The organism is Luteimonas soli, assembly GCF_042648865.1.
In the GTDB taxonomy this organism is placed as follows: Bacteria; Pseudomonadota; Gammaproteobacteria; order Xanthomonadales; family Xanthomonadaceae; genus Luteimonas; species Luteimonas soli.
Genome location: NZ_JBHRYA010000011.1, coordinates 61546 through 74480, shown reverse-complemented (window position 1 = coordinate 74480; position 12935 = coordinate 61546). Strand labels below are relative to the sequence as shown.

At 69.6% G+C, this 12935-nt stretch carries 11 protein-coding genes; all 11 read right to left on the bottom strand.

The genetic code is table 11. From position 1 onward, the window contains the following. Positions 1-137: 137 nt before the first annotated feature. A complete protein-coding gene (secF, locus tag ACFONC_RS14570; protein WP_386745278.1) occupies positions 138-1103 on the bottom strand; it encodes a protein translocase subunit SecF in 966 nt (321 codons plus the stop codon). A gap of 12 nt (positions 1104-1115) precedes the next feature. Beyond that, complete coding sequence (gene secD / locus ACFONC_RS14565) at positions 1116-2984, bottom strand: protein translocase subunit SecD (protein WP_386745276.1); 1869 nt, start codon at positions 2982-2984, stop codon at positions 1116-1118. Between the two features lie 104 nt (positions 2985-3088). After that, a complete protein-coding gene (gene yajC / locus ACFONC_RS14560) occupies positions 3089-3436 on the bottom strand; it encodes a preprotein translocase subunit YajC (protein ID WP_386745275.1) in 348 nt (115 codons plus the stop codon). Between the two features lie 299 nt (positions 3437-3735). Further along, positions 3736-4872 (bottom strand): tRNA guanosine(34) transglycosylase Tgt, encoded by a 1137-nt coding sequence (gene tgt / locus ACFONC_RS14555; protein ID WP_386745272.1) that lies wholly within the window; start codon positions 4870-4872, stop codon positions 3736-3738. 178 nt (positions 4873-5050) lie between these two features. Continuing rightward, on the bottom strand, positions 5051-6088 hold the full coding sequence (gene queA / locus ACFONC_RS14550) for a tRNA preQ1(34) S-adenosylmethionine ribosyltransferase-isomerase QueA (RefSeq protein WP_386745271.1): 1038 nt from the start codon (positions 6086-6088) through the stop codon (positions 5051-5053). Positions 6089-6622: 534 nt separating this feature from the next. Further along, positions 6623-7093, bottom strand: coding sequence for a 23S rRNA (pseudouridine(1915)-N(3))-methyltransferase RlmH (rlmH, locus tag ACFONC_RS14545; RefSeq protein WP_386745284.1), 471 nt, complete (start codon positions 7091-7093; stop codon positions 6623-6625). A gap of 90 nt (positions 7094-7183) precedes the next feature. Beyond that, complete coding sequence (rsfS, locus tag ACFONC_RS14540; RefSeq protein ID WP_386745269.1) at positions 7184-7606, bottom strand: ribosome silencing factor; 423 nt, start codon at positions 7604-7606, stop codon at positions 7184-7186. Between the two features lie 34 nt (positions 7607-7640). Next, complete coding sequence (gene nadD / locus ACFONC_RS14535) at positions 7641-8351, bottom strand: nicotinate-nucleotide adenylyltransferase (protein ID WP_386745266.1); 711 nt, start codon at positions 8349-8351, stop codon at positions 7641-7643. Between the two features lie 97 nt (positions 8352-8448). Continuing rightward, positions 8449-9498: a DNA polymerase III subunit delta gene (gene holA, locus ACFONC_RS14530; protein WP_386745264.1), complete on the bottom strand. Its 1050-nt coding sequence runs from the start codon at positions 9496-9498 to the stop codon at positions 8449-8451. Positions 9499-9534: 36 nt separating this feature from the next. After that, positions 9535-10125 carry an LPS-assembly lipoprotein LptE gene (locus tag ACFONC_RS14525; protein WP_386745262.1) on the bottom strand — a complete coding sequence of 197 codons (591 nt, stop codon included), beginning with the start codon at positions 10123-10125 and terminating at the stop codon, positions 9535-9537. 54 nt (positions 10126-10179) lie between these two features. Further along, the gene (gene leuS / locus ACFONC_RS14520) at positions 10180-12921 is read right to left on the bottom strand and encodes a leucine--tRNA ligase (RefSeq protein WP_386745260.1); all 2742 of its coding nucleotides are present in this window, start codon (positions 12919-12921) and stop codon (positions 10180-10182) included. Positions 12922-12935: the final 14 nt, after the last annotated feature.

Below are 12935 nucleotides of genomic sequence, written 5' to 3'. Positions count from 1 at the left end.
TGATGCGACAACGACTTAGCGCCATTTGCCATCCTAGATCGATCCGGTATCTAGGTCAGCCCCAAAGAAAAAGGCCGCGCAGTGCGCGGCCTTCTTCATGTTGCCGGCCGCCGCGACGGCGGCCAGCCCGGCGCGCCTTACGGGCGGCGCGCCAGCGCTTCGAGGTCCTTGGCCTTGGGCATCAGGTCCTGCTTGCTGACCTTGAGGAAGCCGATGGTCAGCAGCGGGCAGGCGATGAAGATCGAGGAGATCGTGCCGATCACGATGCCCATCATCTGCGACAGCGCCATGCCCTCCAGCGAACCACCGCCGTACAGGAACAGCGCCAGCGCGCTGAGGAAGGCGACGAAGGACGTGATGATGGTGCGCGACAGGGTCTGGTTGATCGACCGGTTGAGCAGTTCCACCGGCTCAACGCGCAGGTTGCGGAAGTTCTCGCGCACGCGGTCGAACACCACGATGGTGTCGTTGATCGAGAAACCCATCACCGACAACAGGCCGGCGAGCACGGTGAGGTCGAACTCGCGCCCGGTGAAGGCGAAGAAGCCGGCCACGATCAGCACGTCGTGCAGGGTGGTCAGGATCGCGGCGATCGCGAACTTCCACTCGAAGCGGAACGCAATGTAGATCAGGAAGCCGATGATCACGAACAGCAGCGCCCAGACCGCGTTGCGCGCCAGGTCCTTGCCCACTTGCGGGCCGACGAACTCGGAACGGGTGATGTGGGCCGGGTTTTCGGCGCTGTTCACCGCCTCGAGCACCGCCTTGGCGGCGGCATTGCTGGCTGCGGCGTTGTCCTGGCCGTGTTCGGTCTGCAGGCGCACCAGCAGGTCGCTGCCGCTGCCATAGGTCTGGACCTGGGCGCCCTCGTAGCCGGCAGTGGCCAGCTGCTCGCGCACGTGGTCGACGTTGGCCGGGCGGTCGAAGTGCATCTCGACCAGCGTGCCGCCGGTGAAGTCGAGCGCGTAGTTGAAGCCCTTGATGCCCATCGCGGCGGACGCGGCCACGGCCAGCAGGATCGCCACGCCGATGGAGATCCAGCGCAGGCGCATGAAATTGACGTTCGGGCTGGCCGGGATGAGGTGCAGCGGGAAAAGTTTCATATGCGTATCCGGTCAGATGGCGATCGTCTTGAGCTTCTTGCGCCGCGCGTAGATCAGCGTCGCCAGTCCACGCGAGACGGTGACCGCGGTGTACAGCGAGGCCAGGATGCCGACGATCATGGTGATCGCGAAGCCCTTGAGCGGCCCCGTACCGAAAGCGAACAACGCCACGCCGGCCAGCAGCGCGGTCATGTTGGAGTCGAAGATCGTGCCCGACGCCCGGTCGTAGCCGGTGGCGATCGCGGTCTTGGCCGGCATGCCCGCGCGCAACTCCTCGCGGATGCGCTCGTTGATCAGCACGTTGGCGTCGACCGACATGCCCACCGACAGCGCCAGGCCGGCGAAGCCCGGCAGGGTCATGGTGGCATTGAACAGCGACATCACCGCGATCACGATCAGCAGGTTCAGCAGCAGCGCGACACAGGTCAGGATGCCGAACATGCGGTAGTAGATGAGGAAGAACGCAAGCGCGAACAGGAACGCATACAGCACCGCCTTGGTGCCGCGCTCGACGTTGTCCTTGCCCAGGCTCGGGCCGACCACGCGCTCCTCGACGAAGTCCATGGGCGCTGCCAGCGAGCCGGCGCGCAGCTGCAGCGCCAGGTCCTGGGCAAACTGCGGGCTTTCAAGGCCGGTGGTCTGGAAGTTCTTGCCGAACACGCCCTGGATGGTGGCGACGTTGATCACCTCCTCGGTGGTGCGCGTGCTGCGCACTTCCTCGCCGTCGACTTCCTTCACGTCCTGGATGCGCTCGATGTACACCACCGCCATCGGCCTGCCGACGTTCTGGCTGGTGAAGTCGAACATGCGCTGGCCGCCGGGGCCGTTGAGCGTCACCGAAACCGCCGGCGTGCCGCTCTGCGGGTCCGGCTGGTACTTGGCGTCGACCAGTTGCTCGCCGGTCGCGATCACGCGCTTGCTGAGCAGGACCGGGATCGGCTTGCCGTCCGGGCCGAGCTCCTTGCGGTAGTACACGCGCGCATCGGGCGGCACGCTGCCGCTGGCAACCGCGTCGTAGGCGTTGCCTTCGACCACGGCGCGGTATTCGAGCGTGGCGGTCGCGCCGATGATGCGCTTGGCCTGGGCGGTGTCCTGCACGCCCGGCAGTTCCACCACCACCCGGTCGGCGCCCTGGCGCTGGATGATCGGCTCGGCCACGCCGATCTCGTTGATGCGGTTGCGCAGCGTGCCGACGTTCTGCTCGATCGCGCCGCTGACGATCTGGTTGACCTCGGCGTCGGGCACCTTGGCGGTAACCACGCTGCCCTGCATCGACAGCTGGATCGTCGGCAGCACCGCGAGGATCGCTTTCTGCGCAGCGTCCTGGTCGGCACCCTCGCCGAGGGTGGCGACGATGGTGCCGTCGATGCCGCGGCGTTCCACCGATTCGTAGGCCACGCGCGCCTCGCGCAGCGCTACCCGGATGTCCTCGGCGTAGGCGTCGAGGCGCTTTTCAAGCGCGGCTTTCTGGTCGACCTGGAGCAGGAAGTGCACGCCGCCCTGCAAGTCGAGGCCAAGCAGCATCGGCCGCGCACGCAGCGTCTCGAGCCACGACGGCACCGTCGACGCCAGGTTCAGCGCCACCACGTAGTTCTCGCCCAGCACCGGGCGCAGCGTGTCGGCGGCGCGGGTCTGCTCGTCCAGGCCGGGCAGGCGCACCAGCATGTTGCCGTCCTCGACCGCCACCGATTTGGTCGCGATCCCCTCCTTGGCCAGCGTCGACTCCACCGTCTGGCGCAGCGCGTCGTCGATCTGCGCGCCGCGGTTGGCGGTGATCTGCACGGAGGGATCCTGCGGGTAGATGTTGGGCAGCGCGTACAGCGTGCTCAGCAACACCACGATCAGGATGACGACGTATTTCCAGCGCGGGAATTCAAGCATCGGAACGTTTCCAGGGCGTCACGCGGTCCGGCCGGCGGGGCCCGGGGCGCGGCGTGTCTGTCGGATCCGGGCGCGACGGGTGCCGCGCCGGAAGATGGGTGGGATCAGGCGGACTTCAGCGTGCCCTTGGGCAGCACGTTGCCGATCGCGGCCTTCTGCACGCGCACGCGCACGTTGTCGGCGATCTCGATGGTGATGAAGCTGTCGCCGATCTCGCGCACCACGCCGGCGATGCCGCCGTTGGTGATCACTTCGTCGCCGTTGCCGAGCTTGTCGAGCATGGCGCGGTGTTCCTTGGCGCGCTTCATCTGCGGGCGGATCATCAGGAAGTACATCACCGCGATCAGCACGATCGGCATGATCAGGAAGCTCAGGCCGCCGCCCTGGGGCGCTTGCCCGGCCTGGGCGTAGGCGGGGGAGATCAGGAGGTCGAGCGGATTGAACGAAGTCATCTGGAGTTCCACGGGCAAAATAGCGGGGAATTATGCCACGGCGACGGCCCGGAAGCCGCGGAACGGCGTCCGGAGCGGGGTTTGAGCGCGGTCCCGGCCACGAAACGGCGCCGGGCACCAATGGACATCCGCCGGCCGGGAAGGTTCCTGATCCGGCCGCCGGCCGCTTCCCCGAATCTGGCATCCCCCGGTGGCCGCAGGTCGGGGTTACGCCCCCGACGCGTCGGATCGTCAACCGCGTGTTGGCGTCGGGCATGGGATCGCCAGCCATTCGGGGGCGTCGGGGGCGTAGCCCCGACCTACGGCGACGACCCGCCACCCCGCATGGCGTGGAAGGATTCCCGGAAGCTGGAGAACGTGCCTTCCGCGATCGCCTCGCGCATCCCCGCCATCAGCGACTGGTAGTACCAGAGGTTGTGCAGGGTGCCCAGGATCGGGCCGAGCATCTCGTTGCAGCGGTCCAGGTGGCGCAGGTAGGCGCGGCTGTAGCCGTTGCTGCAGGCATGGCAGCCGCAGCCTTCCTCGATCGGGCGCGTGTCGTTCTCGTACTTCGCGTTACGGATGCGCACGGTGCCGGTGCTGGTGAAGTAGTGGCCGTTGCGCGCGTTGCGGGTCGGCATCACGCAATCGAACATGTCGACGCCGCGCGCGACCGCTTCCACCAGGTCCTCCGGCCGCCCCACCCCCATCAGGTAGCGCGGGCGCTCGCCCGGCAGCTGCGGGCAGGTGTGTTCGAGCATGGCGTTGCGCTCGGCCTCGGTCTCGCCGACGGCAAGGCCGCCGATGGCGTAGCCGTCGAAGCCGATCGCCTTGAGCCCCTCCGCCGAGCGCGTGCGCAGGTCGCGGTGCACGCCGCCCTGGACGATGCCGAACAGCGCCGCGTCGTTGCCTTCGTGCGCACGCTTCGAACGCTCCGCCCAGCGCAACGAGAGTTGCATCGAGCGATCCACCACGTCCACGCCGACCGGCTTGCCGTCCACGTGCACCGGCGGGCACTCGTCGAAGATCATCACGATGTCCGAACCGAGCACCTTCTGGATGCGCATGCTTTCCTCGGGGCCGAGGAACACGGTCGAGCCGTCGGTGGGCGCCTGGAAGGTGACGCCCCGCTCGGTGATCTTGCGCCGGTGCGCCAGCGAGAACACCTGGAAGCCGCCCGAGTCGGTGAGGATCGGCCCGTCCCAGCGCGCGAAGCCGTGCAGGCCGCCGTGGGCCTCGATCACCTCCAGCCCCGGCCGCAGGTACAGGTGGAAGGTGTTGCCGAGGATGATCTCGGCGCCGAGCGCGCGCAGCTGCTCCGGCAGCATGCCCTTGACCGAGCCGTAGGTGCCGACCGGCATGAAGGCAGGCGTTTCCACCGTGCCGCGCGGGAACGTCAGCCGGCCGCGGCGGGCGGCGCCGTCGGTCCGGGTCAGTTCGAAGGACATGCGGCTCATGCGGGGCTGTCCCCTCGTGCATGCTGCAAGAGCAAATCCCCCCTGCCCCCCTTTTGCAAAGGGGGGAAACGCAGGCGCGGGCGCCGGCAGTCCGGTCCGCCGCCTGAAAGCATCGGCTTTTGCCCCCTCCTTTGAAAAAGGAGGGCTGGGGAGGATTTGCTCTTGATCGTCGCGGCAATCACGCCCCCTCCCCCGGCCACAGCAGCATCGCATCGCCGTACGAGAAAAACCGGTAGCGTTCGCGTACCGCATGCTCATAGGCGGCAAAGATCCGCGACTTGCCCGCGAACGCCGACACCAGCATCAGCAGCGTCGACTCGGGCAGGTGGAAGTTGGTCAGCAGCGCGTCGACGGAGCGGATGCGATAGCCGGGGAAGATGAAGATCCGGGTCTCGCCGGCGAACGGTTGCAGCTCGCCGTCGACGAGCGCGCTCTCCAGTGCGCGCACCACGGTGGTGCCGACCGCGATGACCCGCCCGCCGGCCGCACGCGTGCGCCGCACCTGTTCGACCAGCCCGGCGCCGACGTTGAGCCACTCGCTGTGCATGCGGTGCTGCGCGATGTCGTCCACGCGCACCGGCTGGAAGGTACCGGCGCCCACGTGCAGCGTGACGTGGCCGGACTGCACGCCGCGCTCGCGCAGGGCCTGCAGCAGCGCATCGTCGAAGTGCAGCCCCGCGGTCGGCGCGGCCACCGCGCCGACCCGGCGCGCGAACACGGTCTGGTAGCGCTCGTCGTCGTCGACGCCGGGCTCGCGGCGGATGTAGGGCGGCAGCGGCATCCGGCCGGCGCGCAGCAGCCACGACTCCAGCGCGTCGTCGACGTGGAAGCGCAGGTGGTAGAACTCGCCGTCGCGACCCAGCACCTCGGCCTCGCCGCCGGCATCGAGTTCGATGCGGCCGCCGGGCTTCAGCGGCTTGCTCGCGCCGACCTGCGCCCGCGCCTCGTTGCCCGGCTGCAACCGCTCGATCAGGATCTCCACCCGCCCGCCGCTGCCGGCCTTGTGGCCGAACAGCCGCGCCGGGATCACCCGCGTGTCGTTGAACACAAGCAGGTCGCCCTCGCGCAGCAGCCCGGGCAGGTCGCGCACGTGGCGATCGTCGAAACCGGCCTCGCCCGGCGGCACCACCAGCAGGCGGCTGGCCGAGCGCTCGGGCAACGGCGCCTGCGCGATCAGCTCGGCGGGCAGGTCGTAGTGGAAGTCGGATTTCTTCAAGGCGATGCGGACGGCGGCAGGGCGCGCATTGTAAGGCCGCGGCGGCGGCAGCTCTTGCGAAGGCGCGGCCGAACCGCCTCAAACCCGGGATGAGCGAGCGCCTTTGCAGTTGCGGTTGCTATTGCTCTTGCTCTTGCCTTTGACCTTGCCCTTGACCTTCGGGCCCCCTCCGCAGCGGCGGAGCCGGCGGACAAGACCCGCAGGGCGCCGCACAGGGATGTGCGGCGTTTTCCGCGGGGGCAGGATGCCCCCTCGGAAAATCCCGTCGGCTCCGCGAACCCGGTGCAACGCACCGGGCGCGAAGGCGGGGTGTGCTTTCTTTGCGCCAGGTTTCTTTGCACAAGCAAAGAAAGGTGGCTCGCGCCGTCACGGCGCGAAAGCTTTTGATCTTGATCTCAGAGAAACCGGAACAGCAGGCGGGTCAAGACCCGCCCTACGGGTTGCGGCGAAGAGCACGTCGGGGGCGTAGCCCCGACCTACGGCGCTGGCCGGTACGGCAGCGAATCGAGGCCATCCGACGCTGCGGGCACCGCCCTATGCGCGGTGGTAGGGATGGTTGGCCAGCAGCGCGCAGGCGCGGTAGAGCTGTTCGGCCAGGACCAGGCGCACCAGCATGTGCGGCAGGGTCAACGGCCCGAGCGACCACTGCTCGTCAGCACGCGCGATGACATCGGCGGCGTGTCCCTCCGGCCCACCGACAAGGAACGCCAGGTCGCGCCCCAGCCCGCGCCAGTGCTCCATGCGCGCGGCAAGCTGTTCGGAGGAATGCTGGCGCCCGCGCCCGTCGAGCGCGACCACCTGTGCGTTCTTCGGCAGCGCCGCCAGCACGCGCGCGCCTTCGTCCTGCGTGGCGCGCGCGGCGTCGCGGTGCTTGCCGCGCAGGCCCGGCGCGATCTCGACCAGCTCCAGCGGCAACCAGTGCGACAGGCGTTTTTCGTACTCGGCGTAGCCTTCGGCAACCCAGTGCGGGGCGCGTTCACCGACGGCGATCAGGCGGGCCTTCACGCCAGCGGCCCGGCGCCCCGGTGGCGTCCGGTCGACGGGCATCCGCGATCCGCGTCGTTCGCGCGCGGCTGCGCCGCCCCGCGGCAGGGCTCAGCCGCGTTCGTCCGCATCCGCTTCCAGCGCGTGTTCGGCCGGCGGCTGGTCGCCGACCGTCCACAGGCGCTCGAGCGCATAGAACTCGCGCACGCGCGGCAGCATGACGTGGACGACGACGTCGCCAAGGTCGACGAGCACCCATTCGGCCTCGCGCTCGCCTTCGACGCCCAGCGGCTGGCAGTCGAGCTTCTTGGCGAAGCGCACGACTTCATCGGCGATCGCCTTGACGTGCCGGCTCGAGGTGCCGGAGGCGACGACCATGAAGTCGCAGACGCTGGTCTTGCCGCGGACGTCGATCTCGACGACATCGTTGGCCTTGAGTTCGGTGACCGCGGCGCGGACGGTTTCGAGCAGGGCGTCCGCGGAAGGCGGCGGGTCGGGAAGGCGGGTCTTGATGACTTGCGCGGTATTGGTCAAGTGGGCTTGGCTCTGGGTCCGGTGCGTCGGTCGATTATAGGCGAGGTGGCGTGTCCGGCCCGCGACCCTCGTCCCCGTTCAGGTACAGCCGGTGGTACTGGATGTAATCGGCCACGGCCGCGGGGACCTGGTCGCGCCACGGCTCGCCGGCGGCGATCCGGGCGCGGATCGAGGTGGCCGATTCGTCGTGCAGCGGCTGCTGCAGCCGCAATACCCGGCCAGCCGGGACCTCGCGCAGCGCCTCGGGCGAGGTGCACCAGCGGCCAGCCAGCGCGGCAGCCAGCTCGGGGCGCAGGTCGTGGTCGAGCGGGCTTCCGGGGCGCTGCGCGACGACGAAATGGACGTGGTCGAAGAGCTCGCGCCAGCGGTGCCAGTCCGGCAGGCCGACGAAGCTGTCGGCGCCGACCAGCAGCGCGGCCGGCGCGTCGCCGCCGATCTGCGCGCGCAGTTCCAGCAGCGTGTCGATGCTGTAGCTGCGACCTTCGCGGCGCAGCTCGCGGCGGTCCACGCACAGGCCCGGTTCGCCCGCGACGGCCAGGTCGAGCATCTCGGCGCGCTGCCCTGCGGTGGCGCCGGGCGGCGCGCGATGCGGCGGATCAGCGGCCGGCATCAGGCGGATGGTTGCCTGCAGCAGGTCGCGTGCCGCGCGGGCGATGGCCAGGTGGCCGTCGTGGACCGGATCGAAGGTGCCGCCGTACAGGACGAAGAGGGGGCTGGGAGCTGGGGACTGGGGGCTGGGGGGCATGGCGGCAGCCTAACGCCAAGTCCGGACCGGGTGGAGCCAACCTCCGCCGACAGCCGCAGCGGCGCGTGTCGCTGTTGCCCTTCCCAGCCCCTAGCCCCTAGCCCCCAGCCGCCAGCCCCCGCTCCACCAGCGGCCTCGCCTTCGCGTCAGCCACCACCAGCAGCAGGCGCTCGAGCACCTGCCAGGCGTCGCCGGGCGCGCGGCCCTTGGCGATGCGGTCGATGCGCCCGGCCTCGGCGACGAAGCGCTCCCAGTGCGGCGCGGCATGGCGCTGCAGCGCGCGGCGGTAGGTGGCCTGCTTCGAATCCCACACACGCTGCGCCCTGAACTCCGCGGCCATGTTGCCGCCGCGCGCCTGCACCCGCGCCAGCGTGGCGACCGTCAACAGTTCCTTGACCACCATGCCCATCAGCGCGGGGATGACCTCGCCCTCGGCGCGAAGCCCGGCGAGCATGCGCGAGGCACGCGCGCCCTGCCCGTTCAGCGCCGCGTCGAGCATGCGGAACACGTCGAAGCGCGCCGCGTCGGCGACCAGCGATTCCATCCGCGCCGCGTCGATCGGTTCGCCGTCGGCGAGCAGCGCCAGCTTGTCGATCTCCTGCGCGGCGGCCAGCAGGTTGCCCTCGACCCGTTCGACCAGCCGCTGCACCGCGCCGCGGTCGGCCTTGACCCCGCGCTTGCGCAGGCGCGCCTCGACCCAGCCGGTCATCTGGTCGGGCCTCACCTGCCTGGCCACGACCAGGCAGCCGGTGCGGGCGATGGCTTCGCTCCACTTGCCGCCGTGCTTCTTGCTCCACTCCCCGCCGGTGATCAGGAGCGTGATGTCCGCGGGCGGCTGCGCGCAGAAATCGGCGATCACTTCCGCGCCCGCCTTGCCCGGCCGGGCGGTGGGCAGGCGCAGTTCGATCAACCGCTTCGCCGAGAACAGGCTGGGCGCGTTGAAGGTCGCCTGCAGCGGATCCCAGTCGAATTCGCGTCCGTCGGCATCGAAGACCTCGCGCTCGGCGCAGCCTTCCTCGCGGGCGCGGGCGCGCACGGCGTCGGCGGCCTCCAGCACCAGCAGCGGCTCGGGCCCGGTGATCATGTAGACCGGCCGCAGAGGCTCGCCCGGCAGCCGTCCGAGCAGGCTTTCCGGCGTCAGTTCCACGAGCGGTTCACGGGCGGCGTCGGCGCGACACGCCGCTCAGGGCGTGGCCGCCGGTTCCGGAACGGGGTCGGGCGCCGGTTCGGCCGGGACGGCTTCATCGACTGGCGGCGCGACCGGCATCCCGATCGGCTGCGGCGCGCGCGAGGCGGCGTCGATGCGGCGCAGGATCGAAGCGGTCATTTCCTTCTGCATCTCGCGCGCAAGCAGTTCGCGTTCGCCCTCGGTGCCGGTCGAGCGCGTCGGCACCGACACGTAGTCGCGCGCCAGCTCCACGGTCTGCTGCGGCACCACGTTGGTGCCATCGGCCTTGTCGAGGCTGAACACCACCGCGTAGCGCAGTGTGTATTCCTGCGCACGGCCGAACTGGTCGATGCTGATCGGCGTCGAGCCCCACTTCTCCAGATGGATGCGCAGCGTGGCCACGTCCGCGGCCGCATCCTCCGCGGCCGGCGTCGCACCGGCCTGCTCCATCGCCACGGACAGCGATTCGGCCAGCGGACTGTAGGGATCCTTGGCGACCACGCGCACCGGCCCGAGGTCCGGCGGCAGGGTGAGCGCGCTGCGCAGGTGGAAACCGCAGGCCGTCAGGCCCAGCGCAAGGACGAGGATCGCGATCAGTCGGGTCATGCGCGCAAGTCTGTACGACGCCGGATGGCCCGGCAAGCGGGACGTCGGCACCGTTCAGGCAACAACTACGATATTCACGATCTTGCCCGGCACCACGATCACCTTGCGCACCTGGCCGTCGCCGATGAACTTCGCCACGTGCGGCTCGGCCAGCGCGGCGGCCTCGACCGCATCGCGCGGCCAGTCGGGCGCGACCTCGATCGTGCCACGCAGCTTGCCGTTGACCTGCACGGCGAGGGTCACCAGGTCGCGCACCAGCGCGGCGGGGTCTGCCTGCGGGAACGGCTGGTCCTCGAGCAGCGTCTCCGTGTGTCCGAGCGCCTGCCACAGCGCATGGCACACGTGCGGGGTGACCGGATTGAGCAGCAGCACCATCGCCTGCAGCACCTCGTGGCGCACGGCACGGCCCTGGTCGGACATGTCGTTGAACTTCGCCACGTGGTTGAGCAGCTCCATCAGCGCGGCGATCGCTGTGTTGAAGCTGTGGCGGCGGCCGTAATCGTCGCCGACCTTCTGGATCGTCTCATGCAGCTGGCGGCGCAGCGCCTTCTGCCCGGCGTCGAGCGCGCTCGCGTCGACTTCCGGATGATCCGGCTGCGCGACGTGCTGCTGCACCTCGCGCCAGAAGCGGCGCAGGAAGCGCGCCATGCCTTCCACGCCGGCCTCGTTCCACTCCAGCGACAGCGTCGGCGGCGAGGCGAACATCGAGAACAGGCGCACGGTGTCGGCGCCGTAGCGGTCGACCATCGCCTGCGGGTCGACGCCGTTGTTCTTCGACTTCGACATCTTCTCGATGCCGCCGATGTGCACCGGCTTGCCGTCGGCCCGCAGCATCGCTCCGGCGACGTGGCCGCGCTCGTCGCGCTGCACGTCGACGTCGGCCGGGTTGATCCATTCGCGGCGGCCGTCGCCTGATTCACGATAGTAGGTCTCGGCGACCACCATGCCCTGGGTGAGCAGGTTGGTCGCCGGCTCGTCGCTCTTCACCAGGCCCTGGTCGCGCAGGAGCTTGTGGTAGAAGCGGAAGTACAGCAGGTGCAGGATCGCGTGCTCGACGCCGCCGATGTACTGGTCGACCGGCAGCCAGTGGTCGGCGCGCGCGTCGACCATGTCCTTCGCACCGGGCGAGGTGTAGCGCGCGTAGTACCAGCTCGACTCCATGAAAGTGTCGAAGGTGTCGGTCTCGCGCTCGGCAGGGCCGCCGCACTGCGGGCAGGTCGCCTTGCGCCACTCGGGGTCGGACTTGATCGGCGAATGCACCACGCCGGGGTTCGAGAACGCATCGGCCACGTCCTCGGGCAGCAACACCGGCAGCTGCTCCTCGGGCACGGGCAGCGCGCCGCACTTTTCGCAGTAGATGACGGGGATCGGGCAGCCCCAGTAGCGCTGGCGGCTCACGCCCCAGTCGCGCAGGCGGAAGTTGACCTTGCGCGCGCCGCGGCCGTCGGCCTCGAAACGCCGGGCCAGCGCGTCGAACGAGGCGTCGAAGTCCAGGCCGCTGTACTCGCCCGAGTTGACCAGGGTGCCGCGCCCGGTAAAGGCGCCTTCCTGCTGGATCGCGTCGAGATAATCGCGCACCATCGACACGGCGGCGCCGGTGTCGAAGGCGTCGACCGTTCCGCCCGACAGCGCGGCCTGGAACGGATCGGCATCGGCCTCGACGTCGTGGCCCACTTCGCGCAGCGCGTCGCGCACGCCGTCGGGCACGATCACCGGCCGCACCGGCAACCCGTAGGCCTTGGCGAACTCCCAGTCGCGCTGGTCGTGCGCCGGCACCGCCATCACCGCGCCGGTGCCGTAGTTCATCAGCACGAAGTTGGCGACGTAGATCGGCACGTCTTCGCCGGTGACCGGGTGGATCGCCCACTGCCCGGTCGCCATGCCGCGCTTTTCCTGCGCTTCCAGCTCGGCCTCGGACACGCCGCCGCGGCGCAGCTCTTCGAGGAACGCCGCCAGCGCCGGGTTGTCGCGCGCGGCCTTGACCGCCAGCGGATGCTCGCCGGCGATGCTCAGGAAGGTCACGCCCATCAGGGTGTCCGGGCGCGTGGTGTAGACGGTGACCGGTTCGTCCTCGCCGTCGACGTCGAAGCGGATCTCCAGCCCTTCGCTGCGGCCGATCCAGTTGCGCTGCATGGTCTTGACCGAATCCGGCCAGCCGTCGAGCGTGTCCAGCCCGTCGAGCAGCTCCTGCGCGTAGTCGGTGATCTTCAGGAACCACTGCGGGATCTCGCGCTTCTCCACCAGCGCGCCGGTGCGCCAGCCGCGGCCGTCGATCACCTGCTCGTTGGCCAGCACGGTCTTGTCGACCGGGTCCCAGTTCACCACCGAGTTGCGGCGGTAGGCCAGGCCCTTTTTCATCAGCCGCACGAACATGCGCTGCTCGTGCACGTAGTAGTCGGGATCGCAGGTGGCGAACTCGCGCGACCAGTCGATCGCGTAGCCCATGGTCTTGAGCTGGGCGCGCATGTGCTCGATGTTGGCGCGGGTCCACTTCGCCGGCGCGGTCGCATTCTTGATCGCGGCGTTCTCGGCCGGCAGGCCGAAGGCGTCCCAGCCCATCGGCTGCAGCACGTTGTGGCCGCACATGCGCTGGTAGCGGCTGATGACGTCGCTGATCGTGTAGTTGCGCACGTGGCCCACGTGCAGCGCGCCGGACGGATACGGCAGCATCGACAGGCAGTAGTACTTCGGCTTCGGCGACTGTCCCCCCACCTCGAACGCGCGGGTGTCGTTCCAGAAGCCCTGGGCGGCGGATTCGACGGCTCGGGGGTCGTAGGCGGCGGGGTCGGTGGACACGGCGGGCGGTTTCA

What these genes read in the sequence shown, in the direction of transcription:
- secF (WP_386745278.1), bottom strand. Translation starts at nt 1,103, where the DNA reads ATGAAACTTTTCCCGCTGCACCTCATCCCGGCCAGCCCGAACGTCAAT.
- secD (WP_386745276.1), bottom strand. Translation starts at nt 2,984, where the DNA reads ATGCTTGAATTCCCGCGCTGGAAATACGTCGTCATCCTGATCGTGGTG.
- yajC (WP_386745275.1), bottom strand. Translation starts at nt 3,436, where the DNA reads ATGACTTCGTTCAATCCGCTCGACCTCCTGATCTCCCCCGCCTACGCC.
- tgt (WP_386745272.1), bottom strand. Translation starts at nt 4,872, where the DNA reads ATGAGCCGCATGTCCTTCGAACTGACCCGGACCGACGGCGCCGCCCGC.
- nadD (WP_386745266.1), bottom strand. Translation starts at nt 8,351, where the DNA reads ATGCCCCCCAGCCCCCAGTCCCCAGCTCCCAGCCCCCTCTTCGTCCTG.
- ACFONC_RS14525 (WP_386745262.1), bottom strand. Translation starts at nt 10,125, where the DNA reads ATGACCCGACTGATCGCGATCCTCGTCCTTGCGCTGGGCCTGACGGCC.